Genomic DNA, 19,620 nt, shown 5'->3' on the forward strand with positions numbered 1-19,620 from the left:
CCGGTCAGAATGTCTTGGTCGGGGCCGTTTTTTTACGGGTTCACCAATGGTTTTTGGACAATTGAGGACACTATGATTGCTCGCGATTCCATTCTTGAGTTGAAGTCCAGGATGTCGCGCTCCATTCTCGGACAGGAGCATGTGGTTGAGCGGCTCCTGATCGGGCTCCTGGCCAATGGAAACCTGTTGGTTGAAGGTCTCCCGGGCCTTGCGAAAACCCGAGCAGTCAAAAGTCTGGCCCGCCAACTTAACGCTGATTTTTCCCGCATTCAATTCACTCCGGATTTGCTTCCATCCGACATTACCGGGACCGAGGTCTACCATAATGTGGATGGGCGTGGGGAGTTTCATTTCGAGCCAGGGCCTTTATTTGCCAACATTGTTCTGGCCGACGAAATCAACAGGGCTCCGGCCAAGGTGCAAGCCGCGCTTCTGGAGGCCATGGAAGAACGGCAGGTCACGGTCGCGAAGAAAACGCATAAGCTCCCTGATCTGTTTATGGTCATGGCCACTCAAAATCCGATCGAACAGGAGGGAACGTATCCTCTGCCTGAAGCCCAGATGGATCGTTTTCTCATGCACGTCTATATCGACTATCCCGACGAAGCCTCCGAGATCGAAGTGATTCGCCTGGTACGCAGAGAGGAACGGCCACAGCCGGCTATTCATGAGGCGAAGGCGTCCTCAGCAGAGGCTGCCCCTATTTCGCAGGAGGTGGTCTTCGCGGCGAGGGATGAAATTCATAAAGTATACGTTTCCGAAAATATCGAAAAGTATATTATCGACCTGATCAGTGCCACCCGGCATTCCGATCGCTATGGCGAGGAAATGGGAAAGTTGATTCAGATCGGCGCGAGTCCGCGCGGGGGCTTGGGACTTGATAAATGTTCCCGGGTTCATGCCTGGCTCAACGGGCGCGACCACGTGACTCCGGATAACGTGCGCGCCGTGGTCAACGATGTGCTGCGGCACCGGATTATGCTGAGCTATGAGGCGAATGCATCCGGGGTGACAGCGGATCAGGTGATCGAGAAATTGATCAAGGTGGTGGCGGTAGCCTGAAGAGCTGGCGTCTGGCCGGCCGTGAAGGTTGGAAATGCAAGAGCTTACCGGCGCGGCACATTCCCATAGTCGTTCACGATCACATCACTCCGGGATCATGAAGGTATGATGATCTCATGCCATTTCTGGATGATCTGAGCCGGAAGTTTTAACCCGGTATGTTGAGTAGAACGCAGGCAAATCTCACATGGAAATCTTGACCCGCGATGATCGACACCGGCGTTTACGTAGAGCTTAACGAACTCGTTGCCCTTCAATACAAAGCCCGAGGGGTTTCCTTCCTGCCTCGTCAGCCTGTTCACAGCATCCTTTCCGGACGACATGCCTCACGAATGCGCGGACGTGGCCTGGACTTTGAAGAAATCCGCGGTTACCTCCCCGGAGACGATCCCCGCACTATTGATTGGAAGGTCACGGCTCGAACACGAAAACCCCATGTTCGTGTCTATACGGAAGAGCGGGATCGGCCGGCAATCGTGGTAGTGGATCAACGACTTGAAATGTTTTTCGGGAGCAAGCGGGCCATGAAATCGGTAGTGGCCGCGCAGGTCGCGGCACTCGCCTCCTGGAGAGTTCTCAGCATGGGCGATCGTGTGGGGGGCATCCTGTTCAACGATTCCGATCTGGTGGAAATCAGGCCGCATCGTAGCCGTCGGAATGTCCTTCATATTCTCCGCACTCTTGTGGAAATGAACCACTCGCTCCAGGCTGATTCCGATGTGGGCTCCAACCCCTCCATGTTGAATCGGGTACTGAAGAACCTTCTCCGGCTGGTCAAGCACGATTGCCTGATTATCATCATCAGTGATTTCGACGGAATCGATGGAGAGACCCGCCCCCTGATCACTCAACTGTCAGGTCATAACGATCTGATCGTCGTGCCCGTCTTCGACCGGTTGTCGAGGGAACTGCCGGATCGCGGCCGACTGGTGGTAAGCGACGGCACTTTGCAGGTGGAGGTGGACACCGCAAAAGGGTCCATACGAAAGAAGTTACTGGAAACGTGCGAACGCCGGATGAAGACTCTCATGGAATGGTGGGAGGAATTGGCTATTCCGGTGGCGCCCCTGTTGACTGATCGCGATCCGGTCGACCAGATACGTGAATTGTTAGGTCAGGCGCAGGCTCGAAGGAGCAAGAGGCGGTAACCATCTTTAGAATGAAACTCTATGGACGAGATACACGGCCGACAGGACTTCCCATCCCTCCCTGGGTTGCATGATATTGTCATGCCGGAGCCCGTTGCATGGGTCCCGCAGACGCCCGGGTGGTATTTGGTGGCTTTTCTGCTCAGTGTAGGGCTGGTATGGACTGCTGTATGTTTTCGGCGCCGTTGGATGCTCAGCCGGTATCGAAAATCGGCCTTAATCGAGCTTGATCGTATTGAAGCTCTTGCCCTCCATCCTGAGTCACAGGTCAAGGGCCTGGCCGAACTACCGGTGTTGGTCAAACGAACCGCTCTTTCCTTTAAATCACGAGAAGAGGTCGCAGCCCTCACGGGTGAAGCATGGCTTCGCTTCCTGGATACCTCCTACGGAGGCACCGGATTCGCTCAAGGAGTCGGTAGACTTCTTATCCACGCCGGGTATGAGGTCCCAACAAGCTCCCCTCATGAGAAGCAGGAAAAAATTGTAGACTTGTTCCGTCTGGTCCGGTATTGGATCAGGAGGCACCATGCTTGAATTCGAATATCTTTGGATATTCTTTCTGCTTCCTGCCCCTCTACTCATTTGGTTGTTTTTTCCGCCTTACCATGAACCTCAGGAATCCGTACGCATTCCGAGGTTCGAGCTATTAACGGGCGCTATCGGGGGCAGACCGACACGCGGGGCAGTGGTTTTGCGTCGGAATTGGCTTCAAGGATTCCTGGCGCCTGTCTTTTGGATTCTGATCATCATCGCCTTGGCCCGACCGGTGTGGATTGAGGAGCCGATCGAACGGATCGAGTCCGGCCGGGATCTTTTGTTGGCCGTTGATCTCTCGGGCTCGATGGAGACCCGCGACATGCGGGATCTGGATGGACGGCAGATAGAGCGTCTTGAGGCGGTGAAAGGAGTCCTTGATAATTTTATCGCCCGGCGCCCGGGAGACCGGATCGGGTTGTTGTTTTTCGGGACCGCTCCGTTTATGCAGGTTGGTTTTACCCTCGACCATGAAGTGGTTCGCACGCTTCTTTCCGAGGCCGAGGTGGGAATGCCCGGACCGCAGACGATGATGGGAGATGCCATCGGCTTGGCGATTAATGTCTTCGAAAACAGCGAGGCCGAGGAACGGGTGTTGGTCCTTCTAACCGACGGGGTAGATACCAACAGTAAAGTTCCACCTGAAAAAGCTGCGGACCTGGCCAAAACCAAGGACATCACCATTCACACGATAGGATTCGGTGACCCGAGCCTGGCCGGGGAGGACCTATTTGATGAGGCTGTACTACAGACCATCGCGGAGAAAACGAAAGGGCTTTCCTTCATGGCAGAAAATCGTGAAGCACTGGAAGCCGTCTACCGTGAACTGGATAAACTGGAGCCGCAAAATTTTGAGACACTCTCCTATCGCCCGACACATCCGCTGTATTTTTGGTCTTTTGGAGCCGCTGTGATTTTACTTCTTTTCTATCATGCCAGCTTGACCGTATGGCTGGCTTTGCGGAGTAGGGGAGGGCGCGATGCTTGACCAGGTGACGGAACTGCATTTTCTCCGGCCGCTCTGGTTACTGGGTCTGGGAGCCGCCCTTTTTCTCTATCTGCTGATTCGCCTGAGGACAAGTGTCGACCGCCAATGGCATGGAATTATTGAGCCCCACCTGTTGAAGCATTTAAAAATTCATGGCGATGGAGGCTCCCGATTCCAGCCCTTGCACCTGATCACTTTGGTGGTTGCCCTAGGATCCCTGGGGATGGCGGGACCGGCCTGGGAACGGGAACAGACGCCGTTTACCGAAGATCTTGCTCCTCTCGTCATTGTTCTTGACCTTTCATCTACGATGAATGCCATTGACGTGCCTCCTACACGGCTTGAACGGGTCAAACAAAAAATCCGCGATCTTCTCGCGCAACGCAAAAATGCCCGTACGGGACTGCTCGTCTATGCCGGATCCGCCCACTCTGTATTGCCTCTTACCAATGATCCGTCGATTTTGGATTTGTATGTGTCGGACCTCAGGACGGACGTGATGCCTGTACAGGGGAAAAATCCGGCTCTCGCCTTGCAGGTTGCCGAAGGCATGTTGCAACGGGATACCGTTGCCGGAACGATTCTTTTTGTGACCGATGGAATTGCCCTCGAGCATCTGCCGGTTTTCAGAACTCATCAGGAATCCACCCGGGATCAGGTCATGGTGCTGGCCGTCGGCACACGGGAAGGCGCCCCGGTTCGCATTGGCGATAACCGGTTTCTTAACGACGCCAATGGCCGTCGCCTGATAGCCCGACTTGACTATGAAGGGCTTGAAGCATTGAGCAAACAAGCCGCCATCAAGGTCATCAGCACGACTATCGATGACAAGGATGTGGAGCGGATTCAAGACAGTGTTCAGAGTCATTTACAAGCTGTGCTGGCTAAGGATGAGCAGGTTCGCTGGAAGGACTTCGGCTATTTTTTCACGATCCCGGTGGGATTGCTTGCATTATTCTGGTTTCGAAAAGGCTGGACAGTCCCATGGATACCGATGTTTTTGCTCTTTTTGCTTCCCGGATGCTCCGCCAACGACGGCGAATTTTCCTTCATAGATCTGTGGCTGACAGCGGACCAGCAGGGCCGGTTCTATTTGGAGCGACAGGATTATGCGACGGCGGCAGATCGTTTTGATAATCCGATGTGGAAAGGCATCACCTACTATCAGGCCGGTGAGTATGAATCCGCCATTGACTGGTTTGCACGCCTCTCTACGCCGGAAGGGTATTTTAATCTGGGCAATGCCTACGCGAAAATCGGCGATTATCCTCAGGCGGTGCAGTCCTATGACATGGCCTTAAAACTCCGGCCGGATTGGTCGGAGGCTCTGGAGAATAAGGCATTAGTCGCGGGGCTTATTCCTGCCTCTCCGGAGGAGCCACCCGGGTCGGATGACCCTGGCGGACCAACCTTCGATCCGGATGCCATTGAATTCAGCGAAAAAGGAAAAGAAGGTCAATCGGGCGAGGTGGAGATGGAGCAACTGAGCGATGAACAGATTGCCGAAATGTGGCTGCGCCGGTTACACACCACCCCGGCTGATTTTCTGCGAACCAAATTTGCGTTGCAAGCGGAGCAGCCGGGTGAACGTTGAGGCAATGGGTAAACTCAGGACCAGGAGGGTGGGAGGCTGGTGGAGGGCATGGGTCCCGCTTGTCATCACTCCAATAATCCTGATCATGACCGTGCCTCCGGCAACCGCGCAAGAGCCTTTTGCCAGAGCCCGTATTCACCCCGAAGGTCTGGTGACGGTGGGTCAGCCTGTCGAGCTGGTAGTCGAGGTATTTGTCTCCACCTGGTTTGCCGGGGCGCCGCAGTTCCCGAGTCTCAATATAGATAACGCCCTCGTGATTCCTCCCGGACGCTCCTCCAACCTGAATGAAGAGGTCAACGGTGAAAAATTTTTCGGTATCACCCGTTCGTATACCCTCTATCCTCAAGTCCCCGGTCGTTATCAGGTACCCTCGATCGAGGTGAGAATAAAGCCTGGTCTTGCCAAGACTACCACGGTGGTTCGAACTCCTCCACTGACCCTGGAAGCCGGCATTCCCAGGGAAGCCAGAGGGCTGCCCTACTTTATCGGGGCCAAAGAACTTACGGTTTCCCAAATCGTGCAACCTACAAATCGCCTCTTCAAGGTTGGGGACGTTATCACCCGGACAGTGACCACCACCGTATATGATTCGTTATCCCTGGTGCTGCCATCCGTTAAGTTCTTGGCGCTTCCCGGTCTGGCCGTCTATCCCTCTCCCCCTGTCGTGACGGATGAAGGCGGGGAGCGAGGCGAACGTATCAAGGGCCAACGGACCGATGCCGCCACCTATGTCATGCAAGAGGAAGGCGATTACGAGTTGCCCGCAGTTGAAGTGGTCTGGTGGGATGTGGCGAACCTACGAATTCAACGGTCCACTGCTCCTTCTATTTCGTTCCATGTTGACCCTGATCCCGCCTATGGGGCCGAGTTTGCTCTTTCCGACAAGCCCGATTCGGGGTTAGAGAAAGATATGTCAGGTGGGAACGGTCGTGAGTGGGGGCCGTGGGTTCTCACCATCATCCCTCTTATGGTGGCGGCTATCCTCTTAGGGTTGAACTTTCGCTACGGATCACATCTCACCGCCTGGTGGCAGGAAAAACAACGCCGGCATCGGCAGTCGGAGAGTGTTCATTTTTCAGCTTTTAGAAGAGCCTGTCGAAAGCATGACCCTCGGGAAGCCATGCAGTGCCTGCTTACCTGGCTTGAACACGTCTGTCCATTCGACCGGACAGTGACCGTATCCTGGCTTGTCACAGAAAATTCGGCTCCTGACCTGGCTGCTGCGGTTTCGGAGTTGGAGGCTCGTTTGTACGGGCCCTCTCCACCTGCAGAGTCCTGGAACGGTGACGCATTGTATCAGTCCGTCAGCCGTCAGCGAAAAAGGTTGCTGTCATCGTCTTCAATCCAACAAACACAGACTATGCTCCAACCTCTCAATCCTTCTACAGGGGTGTCGGGATAGTGCCTGGTATAATCAGATTCTCTGTTGTCTGAGCGCCATATCTTTCATGTTCATAAAATGTTCAAGAGAAACCTACATCATCTTCGACCCACATTTGGTCATCAATGATTTTGGCGAGTTGCCCATGGCGATCGCTCATGGTTCCTATTGGGGGTAGGGGAAGTATGCCTCTGGTGTTTTTGGAATATGGCATGCCCCCTCAGAATATCCACAGCTCTTCCCTCTCCCCCTTCAAGCATACTTTCCCTACACAGATAGCATTTGAGCCAATTTCTACAGTTCTGTGAAATGTCCCTTCTTATATAATGAATGGCAGTCATTTTGTGACGCATTGAAAAAAATTGACTAAACGTCAAATGTTTGCTACAAATGACTTATGGCTGTGTCAGAACGGAAGAAACGTGAATATGCCCAACGAGAGAGTCTGATTATTGATACGGCCAGAAAGCTCTTGCTGGACCGTGGCTATCTGGAACTCAATATGGATCAAATCGCTGAAGTGACAGAATATTCAAAAGGTACCATCTATCAACATTTCTCATGCAAGGAAGAAATTTTAGTGGCGATGCTTTCCGAGTCAGCCGATAAAGCCGGCCAATTTCTTCTCAGGGGTTCAAGCCTGAAAGGCAATCCGCGTGAACGGATGGCAGCCATGGCGTTGGGCTATGACCTCTTTGTGTGTCTGAACCCGGACCACTTTAAAGCGAAACTCCTGGTTCAAAATGAATCAATCATGAGAAAGGCCTCGCCGACTTTTCAAAAAAAAATGGATGCCTCGAATCAGGAAAACATGCGCCTCGTGGCCGGCGTGTTGCGTGATGCGGTGGCGGAGGGACATGTTCAATTGAAAGAGGGCATCACCCCTGAGGAAGTCGCGTTTGGTTTATGGACAGGGGCCTTGGGGGCATACGTGTTAATGTCCTCCGAAGTGAACCTTCATGCTCTGGGAATAACCGATCCGAGAAAAGCAGTCTGGGAAAATATGCATGCATTACTTGATGGATTCGGCTGGCGTCCATTGTCCAGCGAATTGGATTATGAGCAGACCAGAATCCGGATTTTGAAGGAAGTGTTTCCCCAGGAAGCCGCTCAGGTAGGAAAGGCCTGAGGCCACTCTTTTTTTATTCTCTGTTGACGAAAAGTCAAAATTTGACGAAGCAGAACATTGGAATATGGGAGGATCAGTTGCCGGCTGCTTTTCTTTTTGTTGTAAAAGCAAGCCTGATGATTTGGATTAGAAACGAAGCATGTGGTTATGAACCGTTTACCATTTAAGGAGGTGTCCAATGGATAAAGTCATGTGGAAGGTCTCAGGGCTTGTATTTGTCACCAGCTCCCTGGTCGGTCTCATAGGTGGACTGCTTGCGGCTCCGCAGTCCGGTTTACGAACCCGGAAAAAAATTCACCGTGGGTATGAGCATATTAAGAAGGATATTAAGGGGCAAGTGAAACAGGAGGTCCATGATCTTAAGGGGGCGGTGGCCAACGTGGCGAGGCAAGGGAATGCCTATCGGGAAAAATTGTTGGCCTGGAAGGGATTCTCAGAATGGCAACAGGGGTTTTTAGATTTCCCACGGGCTGCACCGGTCAAGGTCCTTCGCTGGCATCCCAAAGATGTTCAGTGATAATCTTTCTGGAGTCGCAACGTGTCAATTACAAACATGCTTTGAGTGGTCATCCTGGGGGGTAGAGACCCCAGGATGCGGGGATGAACAAAAAACTCTTTTATGATAATCGTGAGGTCATCCAAGTATCGGCATTGGTGAATAGTCATCATAAACGGGAGAGCAACAAGGGAGTAGATTTATGCGGACATTGATAAGTAAAAGAGTGGTACTCGCCACCATTATGTCCCTTGCAGGGTTTCTTCAGGGCGGTCTGGACCGTGCATCTGTCCAAGCTGCCGTGAAGGGGCAGGAGGTTTTGATGGCAGAGGTGTATCCACCTCCGGAAATTGAGGGATACAAATCCTATCCCAATTTATCCAATAACGATGGAGAAGGTGCGGAAGAAAAGGTAATAGGGGAGAGATTGTTTCAACGGAATCTTCAAAGTGGGGTATTGCAGCAATCGGGGAATGGAGCTCGTCTTCAACTGAAATCTCCCGGCAAGTTGCCGGGGATTGAATTGGGGGTCGAAATGCACAGCCTCCAGGCTTTTCAATCCGTCATTCCGTCAGAGAATCTGCCGCAGGGCCTGGATGTCAAACAGAAGCAACCCATTCTGCTCCGCCCTTCCATCAATGCTCCTGACTATAACGGTGGGTTCCTCCGGTTTACATGGTAAAACCGGAAATTATTTTTTACTCTTGTGCTGCCGGCGCAAAATGGAGGTCCACTTCTCCGCTATCGTCGAAGGGGATGGTGAAGTTGCCGGGGGATTCAGCGAAGGCTGTGCCTTGGAGATGATACCGCAGTTTGGCGGCCGTGGAATTCATTCCTTGAACCTGACGAAGGAAGCTGTCGAGGCCGGTAATCACCTCTCCCGTGACCACCTCGGATCCCAATCGCGGGACGATCACTTTTGCTGGTGACATGCCGTTGCCGAATTCCTTGTCGTTCAGCTCAATATCAAAACGAATACCGTTGAGACCCAGATCGAAATTATTGGGATTCTGGATCCGGAGTTACACCTCAAAACGCTGTTCAAAGAGGGTGACATCTTTCGGAGTAATGCCGGCAATAGAGATCTTTGGTGTCTCAAAATTCCCAGGGAGAGTTGAGCAGGCCGACATAAACCCGATAACGAGTAGGATGAGGCCGGATATTCGCAACCTCCTGCTGAACACAATCGGCATAGATTTTTTCCCTTCATGGTGAAGTGCGGTTACGCTGCACCTGCAAAGAATCTCCCGTCTAGTCCAGTCTAGCATGCGAATCCCCACTAAATGCGTGCGCCAGATTTTATATTCCCATTCACATCAGCACAACTGCCATCAAAGTCCATTCCCGATGGTTCTGATAGAATTCCCCCCTCCGAGGAAGAGAGCCGAAGACAATTCAGCGTGTTATTCAGATGTGCTCTCGAAATTTTTCAGGCGTGACTTTTCCCGAAAGTCGATGAATCGCGGAAAAGATACATCTTCATGATAGTGAGAAGGTCCGGGTCTTTCGGATTTATTTTGAGTTTATGTCCGAGGGATATGACAGGAGAAATTGGATATTTCCGCAAACCATATTTGACTCCCATTGCATAACTTCTGGGAATTGATGACTATGTGTGTTGTCTCGATCACGTTTTCAAGTATGCTGTTCAATGAGCCAGAAAAATTTCCCGAAGCCTGCCGCAGTATCTTTCGGACAAAGATCCGATAATTCCAGATGACACCCGGCCTGTTGATTGTCGTTTCCCGGGTATGTCAATCTTCCGGAATCTTCTGCTTAGCTCGCGAATGGCATGTCTCTTGTTTGGTAGGTTTTGCCAAGAGCAAGAGTAAAGTGCACTTCATTTCTGACACATGCTCCTAAAGGAATTTTTCTGCGACAGATAATAAGGTACGTCGGTCTTTCTCTGGGAGCATTCCTGATTCTTGGAATGGGGGGCTGGGGCACCTTCGCGTTATATTTTGACGGGCCGGGATCTGACATGCTCCGGACGCTCCTGGCTGCATGCTTTGCCGTAGCCGGCCTTGTGGCGTTGGTCGGCTTTTGCACCGGTCGGTTTCGATGGATGGCCGCCGGGTCTTATCTCAGCCTGTTTATCCTGCTCTTTGTCTGGTGGAGCATGATCGAGCCGTCCAATGATCGCGTGTGGCAAGCGGAAGTGGCCATGCTTCCCTATGCCACCTTCGACGGAAATTTGATCACCGTTCACAATATTCGAAACTTTGACTACCGTACCGAAACCGACTTTACGCCCGCCTATTACGACCAGACCTACGATCTCACCAAACTGGATTCAGTGGACCTTGTGGCCGCCTATTGGATGGGTCCGATGATCGCGCATATTTTTCTCACGTTCGGATTCGGTGATGACCACTTGGCCATTTCCATCGAAGCCAGAAAGGAAGCCACTGAAGGCTATTCTTCCATCAAAGGATTTTTTAAACAGTATGAGCTGATCTATATCGTGGGCGATGAACGGGATCTGATCCGGGTCCGGACGAATTATCGAAAAGATCCTCCTGAAGATGTGTACCTGTATTCAGTAACCGGGTCTCCTGAAAACCTCAAACGGATTTTTCTGGGGTACATGAAGACCATCAACGAACTCCGCGAGCGACCGAAGTTCTACAATACCCTCACCGCCAACTGCACGAATGTCATCTGGATGCACACGCGTCTGAACCCCGGCCATGTGCCTTTTTCCTGGAAAATTCTGTTAAGCGGATACACTCCTGCCTACCTCCACGAACAGGGAAAGTTGGGTGCCGGTCCTTCGTTCGAAGCATTGCAGGCTCGTGCCCATATTAACGAACGGGCCTGGCAGGCCGACCAAGCTCCTGATTTTTCCAGTCGCATCCGTGCCCATCTTCTCTCTCCCTGATATCTGCAACCAGGATTTAAGTTGATTCTCAATCTGTAACCGTTGTGCTATTTCAGTTTTCCCAGTTCCCACAGACAGGCTGAATATACTTTTCTCTAGCGTTTACTTTAATTTATGCCTTTGCTACGCTTGCTGCCGCCGATTCAGGCGAAGATGTGAGAGAATTTCATTCTCTCATCTAGCATTCACCATCATCTACCCACAACCAAGGAGTATTAGCGTTATGAAGCAGTTCATCATGTGTACCGTTGCCGCCGTCATTCTGTGCGTGACTCCAGTTTTCGCGGAGAATGCACAAATCACCAATATGCAAATATTGATCGATAAGGTCAAAGCTGATAAGAAGCTGCTCATCGCCAGCAATATGGATTTGACGGACAAAGAATCCAAGGATTTCTGGCCACTCTACGAGGGCTATCAAAAAGAACTGGAGCATTTAAACCAGCATCTTGGCGGACTCATCAACGAATATGCGGAAGCCTACAATAAAGGGTCCGTGCCTGATAAGGTGGCCAAAGATCTCATCAACGAATCAATTAAAACGGAAGGGGCGGAAGTCAAAATGCGGAGGGAATATGCTGAAAAACTCAGCGCAGTCCTTCCGGCTCATAAAGTGGCTCGCTATCTGCAAATGGAGAATAAGATCCGGGCTGCGATCAAGTTTGATCTCGCGGCCAATATTCCATTGATGGATTAGTCGGGAATTCAGCAATGTGTTCTGAATTGTGCCTCAGCAAGATGGTATAGGTTGTGTTCCTCGATTGTTCGCAGATTGGGCCGACTTGCTCCTCCGTGAATGGAGGAGTAAGTCGGTGGGCCGAGGGTGGCAATAGTTGCCCCACCTCGGAGAAAAAGTGGATTTATGTTTGGCCGGAGTCAGTATTTACCCGATTTTATCAAAGGAATCGCAAGGAACATGACACGTACACAATCTCACGGTCTCTGGTTTTTTATCATCTTCACCGCCGTCATGATGACCGGTTGCCAGTCGCCGGTAGGCGTGACTCGTGTCGATTCTGAGACCGTTCGGCACCAATTAACCAAAAACGTCATTTCTTCAGGGGAAACCAGCCCCTATACCGAAAATGTGCTCCGTGTCACCGATCTGACTGAGGCTTATTTTGATGATCCCCGTGAGGCGTTGAACACCTTGCACCATATCTTCCTCGCTGAAGAGCAACGAAAAGGTCCCGTGGCGTTCGCGCTCGCTGAATTGTCTTTTCTCTATGCGCATAAAACCAACCAACCGACCTATTATCTGGCCGCGGCCTTGTATGCGTATCTCTATTTGTTTCCCGAAGATTCGAGCAATCATTTCAACCCATTTGATCCTCGTGTCCGGATTGCGGCTGATTTGTACAATAGGAGTCTGACGACGGGATTCATTTCCAAAGAGCGTTCCGTCATGATTCTGCAATCGGGAAGCTATACCCTTCCCTTCGGAACCCTCCAGGTGGCCCTTCCGGAAAATCGGCTCCAGTGGGAAAACCGGACTCTCACCAATTTCATCCCCGTCGCAGAGTTGGAAGTCCGTGGGTTACATAACCGTTATCGGCAGGCCGGAATCGGGGTTCCGTTAGCGGCCGATCAAATCCCCTTAGGTCAGGAGGAAGGGTTACAGATTGCCAAAGGCAAAATGCCTGTCACGGCCTTCATGAGGCTTCCCAATCTTATGGAACAATTGAAGAAGGGGACTATTCAGGGAGACTGGGAGGTGTATAACGCTTATGACCGGAGGACGGTCAGTATCCAGGGAAGTGATGTGCCGTTGGAAATTGAATTTACCTCTTCTCTGGCAGCTAGTTTGGCCGATGACCGGGTCTGGGCACGGGAACTGAAGGGGTTTTTTATGGGAGATTCGTTGGCCGGTGAGTCAGGGGAATTAATTGCTCTGGAGCCGTATAGACCTGGCCGTATTCCGGTCGTCTTTGTCCATGGGACGGCCTCCGGCTCCGGAAGGTGGGCAGACATGACCAACGATCTGATGGCGGACCCCTCAGTTCGTGATCGATTTCAGTTCTGGTTTTTCACATATGATACCGGCAATCCCATTTTGTATTCTGCGGCTTTGCTGCGGGAAACCCTGCAAACAACTGTGAGTGACCTCGAGCGGAAATATCAGGATCCTGCTCTCCAGGCGATGGTCGTCCTTGGACATAGTCAGGGTGGGCTGTTGAGCAGACTCACGGCCGTCGAAACCGGAAATATCTTTTGGGATGAAGTGAGCAACCAACCACTTGACGACATCAAGGTATCCGACCAGACCCGGGACTTACTGGAACGAATGCTGTTTATTACCCCACTTCCCACGGTCAAACGCCTTATCTTTATTGCCACGCCCCATCATGGGAGTTATGTGGCTGGTAGTTGGGGTGCCCATCAACTGGCCAAGTTCGTAAAGCTGCCGGGCCGATTGATGTCAGGTGTCACAGATCTCCTGTCGTTAAACCTCGACACACTCAAGCTGGATTTACAAGGAATGAATGTGGGAAGTGTGTCGGCGATGGAACCGGGAAGCCCCCTGGCGAAAGGCCTGGCTCAGACCCCTTTGGCTCCCGGAGTTTCCGGCCACTCAATTATAGCGGTGGAGGGCGATGGTCCCATGGAGGATGGGAACGATGGAGTGGTGGCGTATCAGAGTGCTCATCTGGAGGGAATGGAATCGGAATTCATTGTCCGGTCCGGCCATTCCTGTCAATCGAATACGCATACGATCCAGGAAGTCAGACGGATTTTATTGCTTCATGCCTTGGAAACCTGCAAGACCCATGGCCTCTGCGCCTGATGTGGGGGGGGTGGGAGGATTGCACGAGGGTCTGTTCATAAGCCCTGGCATCTTCCTGAGCCAACATTTTTCGAGGTTACCGATCCGCGAGGAGTTTTTCAGTTGGCGGCATGATACAACACGTTAACCGTGCCTGTTATTCCTCGTATTTTTTCCATGATGATATCGCTATAATCCAGATAAAGACAACTGCCTTTGACGAGCCTCTTATCAATCTTAAGCGAGGAGAAAAGCGTGATGATCCGTTTACCGTTACATGTGGTTCTCATCCTGTTGGTAGGTGTATCGGGTTGTGCCAGCACTCAGCAAACTCGGAGCGTGGAACAATCAGGATTTCTTGGAGACTATTCCATGTTAAAAGAAGGGAAAAAAGACGAAACCCTTTTGATCTATAAAAATCCTCAAGCCGATTGGAGAAAATACCAGAAAATCATTCTTGATCCCGTCACCCTCTGGATCGGCAAGGACTCCCAATTGAAAGACGTGTCCGCGGAAGATCGTCAACGGATGGCGGATCTCTTCTGGGCCAAATTGCATGAAGCCTTAAAAACCGATTATGAAATTGTGACCACACCCGGTCCGGATGTTATGCGTCTCCAGGCCGCCATTACGGAAGCCGAAACCTCCAATCCCGTTCTAGATACGGTTTCAAGCATCGTTCCTCAGTTGAGAGTCTTAACCGGAGTAAAAGGTTTCGCTACAGGCGTGTCCGGTTTTACAGGGTCGGCGAGTGTGGAGTTGAAAGTCACGGATTCCTCGGACAAAACCCTGCTGGCCGCTGCGGTGGATCGCCGGGGAGGGACGAAAAGTCTGAGCGGAGTCACCAATTCGTGGAACGATGTCGAGGAAGCCTACCGGTATTGGGCGGAAAAAGTTCGCTGGCGGGCATGTCTGCTTCGAGGTGGAGAAAATTGTGTGGAGCCGGAGGCGTAATGGCGCGGCATCCCCAGCATGATCCGGTCGAATCATCCCGTTGTTCACTGAAAAGGAGATTCCTATGAAAGTCGTGCCCTGGTGGTCCAGTTGCGTGATCCTCGCCTTAGCGTCCTGTGGTGGAGGGAATCTCCAGCATATGGATGCCACACCGTATGCTCAAATGATCGAGCGTCCTAACGGGGAGTGTCCTCATTCCAAGATTGAACAGGGAATTGTCAACAAGCATCCGGATGCGACCATCATGGCAACCGTTTCCGAAATCACAGGAGACAACGTGGTCACGACCGCCCAAATCCCGGTGAAAGCAAAGGAAACGGTGTATCTCGGATGCGCCGTCCTGCCTTCCGGCCAGGATGCGGATCGAAAGATTCTCGACGTCCAATTTGAATAAACGATTTCAGGGCCACATCAAACGTGTGGTCCTGGACATTCCAGCAGGCCATCCCTCAGATGAAGGAAGAATCATGAATGAAGTTGTTGCGGTGAGAGCCCGGTTACACATCCTGGGTCTTCTCTTGATGGGAGCATTGATTCTGCCTCCATCAATTCAAGCCGGAGGTCTCTTCCTGACTGAAATCGGCACACCGGACGTAGGACTCGCCGGGGCGGGATGGGCGGCTCGCGCTCAGGATGCGTCAACCTTATTTAAGAATCCGGCCGGCATGTCCCTCCTGGAGGGCGCTCAATTCCAGGGTGGCGCTCAACTGTTATATGGTGATATAGGATTCACCTCCAACGGCAAGTCCACCCCGTCCGGCGGAGGAGGCGGGAATCCCATTGATGTGTTTCCCGGAGCCAGTGGATTTTACGTGCATCCCCTGGGAGATGATTGGAGAGTGGGCTTTGGCATATTTTCCAATTTCGGTCTGGGATTGAAATACAAAGGGGAATGGGTCGGTCGCTACTACGTGAAAGATGCGCTGCTGGCCGGAGTCAGTTTTATGCCCACGGCCAGCTATCGTGTCAATGAATACCTGTCTGTCGGCGGAGGGGTCAACGTGATGCTGGGCGCCGTCAAACAAACGGTTGGTATCAACAATCTCGGGAGTACCAACGACGGGCAAATGCAAATCAAAGATCAGGCTGTCGGGGTTGGGGGCAATATTGGCGTCCTGTTCACGCCGACCCGAGGGACACGCTTCGGACTCACGTATCAATCTCCCATTGACTTGAATTTTTCCGATAAGCCGAAGTTTTCGAATCTCGGACCCATCGGGACCGCTCTGCAGAATAACGGCCTGTTGAATAAGAAACTCGATGTCGGCATGACGGTTCCCCAGTCGTTGATGTTCAGCGCCTACCATGACCTGACCGGGGCATGGGCTATCATGGGTGATTTTGGTTGGCAGGACTGGTCTGAATTCGGGAAGGTGGATATCGGCGTAGATACGGCCAATCCCACAAACCTGGTCGCCAACCTGAACTACCAGGATACCTGGCATGTGGCATTCGGGACCCAATATCGTGTGAACCCCGCATGGGTGGTCTCGACCGGTTTTGCCTACGATAGTTCCATGGTGAAGGATAAAAATCGTACACTCAGTATACCGGTTGGTGAAACCTACAAATTCGGGTTTGGGGCACTCTGGCAAGCGACGCGCACCCTCAATCTTGGGTTTTCCTATGAACTGACCTGGATAGGAGATATGCCGGTTGATCAAAATCGTGGACCGCTTTCCGGCCGGGTGTCCGGTGACTTTAAGAATACGACGCTCAACTTTTTTGCCTTGACCGTCACCTGGGGAGAAGGGGTGAAGATGGGGCCGGGAGGAGCTTAACTCCACAGTCCTTCTGGCGAGCATCTGTGACACGGTCGAGGGGGAATGGTTTGTTGCCGGGCTCAGGACCGATGCCTCCTCCCTGCACTTCGATCATGACAGGATGAGAGAACCCATTCCTCTGACTCATTGCGTTGGCATCGGGTGAAGGGTGCGAGGATTGGTCACTTGAAGCCTCATGTGAACAGGAAGGCCAATCACGCGATGGCTCCGAGGCGCTTTCGGGTTTTCCTCTTCAGTCGATTTCCATCTTCATGTTGAAACAATCTCCTGCCACGTGGTTGACGAACGTCCAATCGATCAAAAGATTTTTTGCTTCTGTATAGATAACAAACGAGCACTTTCGTGATGGGTTTCTGGCTCTCTATGCGAGCCGGGACCATGGTAACAAAAAACCGACGCTCGCCGGTTTACCATATCCTGCGCTGAAATAACGGCCATTCAGAAAGTTCGCCAACTTCGCTACCCGTTAGATATAGTGGGGGACCGTGAACGAAAAACATGGACCTGAACAATAGAGAAGCAACCCTGAGGAGATAAGATGACAGATCGTCCATACGCCCGTATTGTGTTTATCCTGCTTCTCACGATCATCGTGGGTGGTTGCGCCCTCTATGCCGGGATGCAGCTGGAACAACAATTCGGGCCTTCCTCCCCGCAAAACCGGCTGACAAAAACAACCGGGGTGACCACAGTCAGTTACCGGCAGGATGTGAAACCGATTCTTGAGGCTCGATGTATCGTCTGTCATGGATGTTACGATGCCCCATGTCAACTCAATCTCAGTGCCCATGAAGGGATTGAACGCGGTGCCAACAAAGAACTGATTTATAACCCCGGTCGATTATTGGCCATGGAACCCACCCGGCTTTTTGTCGATGCGCATTCACCCTCCGAATGGCGGGAGAAGCAGTTTTTTCCGGTGTTGAACGAACGGGTGCAGACGAAAGAGGCCAATCTCCAAGCGAGCCTGATGGCGAAGATGTTGCTCCTGAAGCGACAGCACCCGCTTCCCGCTGTCAGCCCGCTCCCCCCCAGTTTTGATTTTGGCATCGAGCGGCCTCAATATTGCCCGACGCTTCCGGAGTTTGACGCGTTCGCGCGGGACAATCCCTTATGGGGGATGCCCTTTGGATTACCCGGTTTAGGCGATGAGGAACACGCCACATTGATGAAGTGGTTGGAGGAGGGCGCCGACGATGAAGCACCAGCTCCGGTGACCGCAGGTGTCCTGTCAAACATTTCGGAGTGGGAAACGTTTTTGAATGGCCAGACACCGAAAGAACAATTAATGAGCCGGTATCTCTACGAGCATCTCTTCCTGGCCCATCTTTATTTTGATGACCTCACCCCCAAGCAGTTCTTTCGTCTCGTACGATCCACAACCCCTCCAGGTGAAGCCATTGATCTCATTGCCACCAGACGGCCTTATGATGACCCGAAAGTGGATCGTTTTTTTTATCGCTTTGAGCCGGTCCGGACCACGATTTTGGCCAAAACCCACATGCCGTATGCGCTCAATCCCGACCGGATGTCCCGGTATCGCACCCTCTTTTTAGAACCAGCCTATGGGGTGCCGACCTTGCCGTCTTATGACCCGGAGACGTCGGCCAATCCTTTTGAAACCTTCAAATTGATTCCGGTGAAATCCCGGTATCAGTTTCTGCTCGATGAAGCCCAGTTTACCCTGATGAATTTCATCAAGGGACCTGTCTGCCGGGGACAGGTGGCGCTCAATGTGATTAATGAGCGGTTCTGGATAGTTTTTTCAAACCCCAATAGCACGACCATTGCCCAGGGGGCCCAATTCCTTGAAAAAGAAGCGAAGAATCTTCAAATGCCCATCGTCGAGCAGAGCAACGCCACACCCCTGGGGACCTGGCTGAAATATTCTCAATTAGAAAAGAAATATGTGGCCGGCAAAATTAAGTTCATCCAACAACATGTCTCGACACCGGAAGCCATTTCACTCGACCTGCTTTGGGATGGCGATGGGCAGAATGACAATGCGGCTCTCACCGTGTTTCGACATCTGGATAATGCGACCGTCGTGAAAGGGTTTGTCGGCGAGGAGCCCAAGACGATGGTGTTACTGGGGTATCCCTTGCTTGAGCGGATTCATTATCTGTTGGTTGCAGGGTATGACGTGTATGGCAATATCGGTCACCAGTTAAATTCCCGCCTGTACATGGATTTTTTGCGAATGGAGGGGGAGCTGGATTTTCTCACCCTGCTCCCGGAACGGACGAGAACCCAGGAATGGAAATACTGGTATCGAGATGCCGGGGATAAGGTCGAAGATTTTGGTGCGGTATATTTCAACAGCATCAATCGTCAGACAGGAATTCAGTATCGCACGGCAGACCATAAATTAGAATTAATCGGGATGGTGCGCGAACGGCTCGCGCCGGTCTTGCACAGGCCCTATGCGATTGAGAATTCTGGTAATGACCACGTCCGTCAACAGCTGGAGAAGTTATCCCACCTCCAAGGAACAGCCGTGTCCTGGTTGCCCCAAAACGCCATCTTATCAATTGGCGGGTCCCATGCTCAGGTGGTGACCCTCATCCATGATAACGGGATGAGCAATGTGTCCCATCTGCTCTTTGAACAAGAACGGCGTTTGCCGGAAGAAGATACCTTAACGGTGGTGCGAGGGTTTTTGGGTGCCTATCCCAACGCTTTTTACCAGGTCGACGAATCCACACTCGAAGAGTTTGTCAGCGCCGTGGAACATCTCGGTAGTGAGGAGGATTATCAAGCTCTGCTCAATCGGTTCGGTGTCAGACGAAGTGATCCTGATTTTTGGAAGCATAGTGATGCCATACAAGCTGCCTATAAAAACGAGTCACCCGTTGAAGCAGGGTTGCTTGACTACAGTCGTCTGGAAAACAGGTAAGACGTGGCG

General features: G+C 51.9%; 18 protein-coding genes. 16 read left to right on the top strand and 2 right to left on the bottom strand.

Translation table 11 applies throughout. The annotated features are described in order from the left end of the window. The first annotated feature begins 72 nt into the window (after positions 1 to 72). From ACWHYD_RS08190 to ACWHYD_RS08230, 9 genes are all read left to right on the top strand, one after another. The gene (locus ACWHYD_RS08190; protein WP_447965413.1) at positions 73 to 1,062 is read left to right on the top strand and encodes an AAA family ATPase; all 990 of its coding nucleotides are present in this window, start codon (positions 73 to 75) and stop codon (positions 1,060 to 1,062) included. Positions 1,063 to 1,268: 206 nt separating this feature from the next. Further along, positions 1,269 to 2,210, top strand: a complete 942-nt coding sequence (locus tag ACWHYD_RS08195; RefSeq protein ID WP_447965414.1) for a DUF58 domain-containing protein — start codon at positions 1,269 to 1,271, stop codon at positions 2,208 to 2,210. A 21-nt stretch (positions 2,211 to 2,231) separates the two neighbouring features. After that, complete coding sequence (locus tag ACWHYD_RS08200) at positions 2,232 to 2,744, top strand: DUF4381 domain-containing protein (protein WP_447965415.1); 513 nt, start codon at positions 2,232 to 2,234, stop codon at positions 2,742 to 2,744. After that, complete coding sequence (locus ACWHYD_RS08205) at positions 2,737 to 3,732, top strand: vWA domain-containing protein (RefSeq protein WP_447965416.1); 996 nt, start codon at positions 2,737 to 2,739, stop codon at positions 3,730 to 3,732. The genes ACWHYD_RS08200 and ACWHYD_RS08205 overlap by 8 nt, the downstream gene beginning before the upstream one ends. After that, on the top strand, positions 3,725 to 5,326 hold the full coding sequence (locus ACWHYD_RS08210) for a VWA domain-containing protein (RefSeq protein WP_447965417.1): 1,602 nt from the start codon (positions 3,725 to 3,727) through the stop codon (positions 5,324 to 5,326). The genes ACWHYD_RS08205 and ACWHYD_RS08210 overlap by 8 nt, the downstream gene beginning before the upstream one ends. Before the next feature lie 4 nt (positions 5,327 to 5,330). Then, a complete protein-coding gene (locus ACWHYD_RS08215) occupies positions 5,331 to 6,728 on the top strand; it encodes a BatD family protein (RefSeq protein ID WP_447965418.1) in 1,398 nt (465 codons plus the stop codon). Between the two features lie 376 nt (positions 6,729 to 7,104). After that, the gene (locus ACWHYD_RS08220; protein WP_447965419.1) at positions 7,105 to 7,836 is read left to right on the top strand and encodes a TetR/AcrR family transcriptional regulator; all 732 of its coding nucleotides are present in this window, start codon (positions 7,105 to 7,107) and stop codon (positions 7,834 to 7,836) included. 178 nt (positions 7,837 to 8,014) lie between these two features. Then, the gene (locus tag ACWHYD_RS08225; protein ID WP_447965420.1) at positions 8,015 to 8,353 is read left to right on the top strand and encodes a YtxH domain-containing protein; all 339 of its coding nucleotides are present in this window, start codon (positions 8,015 to 8,017) and stop codon (positions 8,351 to 8,353) included. Between the two features lie 181 nt (positions 8,354 to 8,534). Then, on the top strand, positions 8,535 to 9,014 hold the full coding sequence (locus ACWHYD_RS08230; RefSeq protein WP_447965421.1) for a hypothetical protein: 480 nt from the start codon (positions 8,535 to 8,537) through the stop codon (positions 9,012 to 9,014). 16 nt (positions 9,015 to 9,030) lie between these two features. On the opposite strand, the gene ACWHYD_RS08235 is transcribed toward ACWHYD_RS08230, so the two are convergent. Then, positions 9,031 to 9,348 carry an LEA type 2 family protein gene (locus ACWHYD_RS08235; RefSeq protein WP_447965846.1) on the bottom strand — a complete coding sequence of 106 codons (318 nt, stop codon included), beginning with the start codon at positions 9,346 to 9,348 and terminating at the stop codon, positions 9,031 to 9,033. A gap of 6 nt (positions 9,349 to 9,354) precedes the next feature. Further along, positions 9,355 to 9,525 (bottom strand): hypothetical protein, encoded by a 171-nt coding sequence (locus ACWHYD_RS08240; protein WP_447965422.1) that lies wholly within the window; start codon positions 9,523 to 9,525, stop codon positions 9,355 to 9,357. A 788-nt stretch (positions 9,526 to 10,313) separates the two neighbouring features. Between ACWHYD_RS08240 and ACWHYD_RS08245 the strand changes: the two genes are divergently transcribed. The 7 genes from ACWHYD_RS08245 (at position 10,314) to ACWHYD_RS08275 (ending at position 19,611) form a co-directional block, all read left to right on the top strand. Next, a complete protein-coding gene (locus tag ACWHYD_RS08245) occupies positions 10,314 to 11,213 on the top strand; it encodes an Lnb N-terminal periplasmic domain-containing protein (protein ID WP_447965423.1) in 900 nt (299 codons plus the stop codon). 223 nt (positions 11,214 to 11,436) lie between these two features. After that, a complete protein-coding gene (locus ACWHYD_RS08250) occupies positions 11,437 to 11,910 on the top strand; it encodes a hypothetical protein (protein WP_447965424.1) in 474 nt (157 codons plus the stop codon). A 219-nt stretch (positions 11,911 to 12,129) separates the two neighbouring features. Then, positions 12,130 to 13,998: an esterase/lipase family protein gene (locus ACWHYD_RS08255; RefSeq protein WP_447965425.1), complete on the top strand. Its 1,869-nt coding sequence runs from the start codon at positions 12,130 to 12,132 to the stop codon at positions 13,996 to 13,998. Between the two features lie 237 nt (positions 13,999 to 14,235). Next, entirely contained in the window at positions 14,236 to 14,931 is a 696-nt protein-coding gene (locus tag ACWHYD_RS08260; protein WP_447965426.1) for a DUF3313 domain-containing protein, read from the top strand. A 64-nt stretch (positions 14,932 to 14,995) separates the two neighbouring features. Continuing rightward, positions 14,996 to 15,325, top strand: a complete 330-nt coding sequence (locus ACWHYD_RS08265; RefSeq protein ID WP_447965427.1) for a hypothetical protein — start codon at positions 14,996 to 14,998, stop codon at positions 15,323 to 15,325. 73 nt (positions 15,326 to 15,398) lie between these two features. Next, on the top strand, positions 15,399 to 16,712 hold the full coding sequence (locus tag ACWHYD_RS08270; protein WP_447965428.1) for an OmpP1/FadL family transporter: 1,314 nt from the start codon (positions 15,399 to 15,401) through the stop codon (positions 16,710 to 16,712). Between the two features lie 541 nt (positions 16,713 to 17,253). Then, positions 17,254 to 19,611 (top strand): fatty acid cis/trans isomerase, encoded by a 2,358-nt coding sequence (locus tag ACWHYD_RS08275; protein WP_447965429.1) that lies wholly within the window; start codon positions 17,254 to 17,256, stop codon positions 19,609 to 19,611. Positions 19,612 to 19,620 lie beyond the last annotated feature (9 nt).

It is taken from the genome of Nitrospira sp. Ecomares 2.1, from assembly GCF_965152585.1.

Coding starts and splice junctions, on each gene's coding strand:
- ACWHYD_RS08195 (WP_447965414.1), top strand. CDS start 1,269: ATGATCGACACCGGCGTTTACGTAGAGCTTAACGAACTCGTTGCCCTT.
- ACWHYD_RS08210 (WP_447965417.1), top strand. CDS start 3,725: ATGCTTGACCAGGTGACGGAACTGCATTTTCTCCGGCCGCTCTGGTTA.
- ACWHYD_RS08230 (WP_447965421.1), top strand. CDS start 8,535: ATGCGGACATTGATAAGTAAAAGAGTGGTACTCGCCACCATTATGTCC.
- ACWHYD_RS08225 (WP_447965420.1), top strand. CDS start 8,015: ATGGATAAAGTCATGTGGAAGGTCTCAGGGCTTGTATTTGTCACCAGC.
- ACWHYD_RS08265 (WP_447965427.1), top strand. CDS start 14,996: ATGAAAGTCGTGCCCTGGTGGTCCAGTTGCGTGATCCTCGCCTTAGCG.
- ACWHYD_RS08215 (WP_447965418.1), top strand. CDS start 5,331: ATGGGTAAACTCAGGACCAGGAGGGTGGGAGGCTGGTGGAGGGCATGG.
- ACWHYD_RS08190 (WP_447965413.1), top strand. CDS start 73: ATGATTGCTCGCGATTCCATTCTTGAGTTGAAGTCCAGGATGTCGCGC.
- ACWHYD_RS08255 (WP_447965425.1), top strand. CDS start 12,130: ATGACACGTACACAATCTCACGGTCTCTGGTTTTTTATCATCTTCACC.
- ACWHYD_RS08240 (WP_447965422.1), bottom strand. CDS start 9,525: ATGCCGATTGTGTTCAGCAGGAGGTTGCGAATATCCGGCCTCATCCTA.
- ACWHYD_RS08275 (WP_447965429.1), top strand. CDS start 17,254: ATGACAGATCGTCCATACGCCCGTATTGTGTTTATCCTGCTTCTCACG.
- ACWHYD_RS08260 (WP_447965426.1), top strand. CDS start 14,236: ATGATCCGTTTACCGTTACATGTGGTTCTCATCCTGTTGGTAGGTGTA.
- ACWHYD_RS08200 (WP_447965415.1), top strand. CDS start 2,232: ATGGACGAGATACACGGCCGACAGGACTTCCCATCCCTCCCTGGGTTG.
- ACWHYD_RS08250 (WP_447965424.1), top strand. CDS start 11,437: ATGAAGCAGTTCATCATGTGTACCGTTGCCGCCGTCATTCTGTGCGTG.
- ACWHYD_RS08245 (WP_447965423.1), top strand. CDS start 10,314: ATGCTCCGGACGCTCCTGGCTGCATGCTTTGCCGTAGCCGGCCTTGTG.
- ACWHYD_RS08205 (WP_447965416.1), top strand. CDS start 2,737: ATGCTTGAATTCGAATATCTTTGGATATTCTTTCTGCTTCCTGCCCCT.
- ACWHYD_RS08220 (WP_447965419.1), top strand. CDS start 7,105: ATGGCTGTGTCAGAACGGAAGAAACGTGAATATGCCCAACGAGAGAGT.
- ACWHYD_RS08270 (WP_447965428.1), top strand. CDS start 15,399: ATGAATGAAGTTGTTGCGGTGAGAGCCCGGTTACACATCCTGGGTCTT.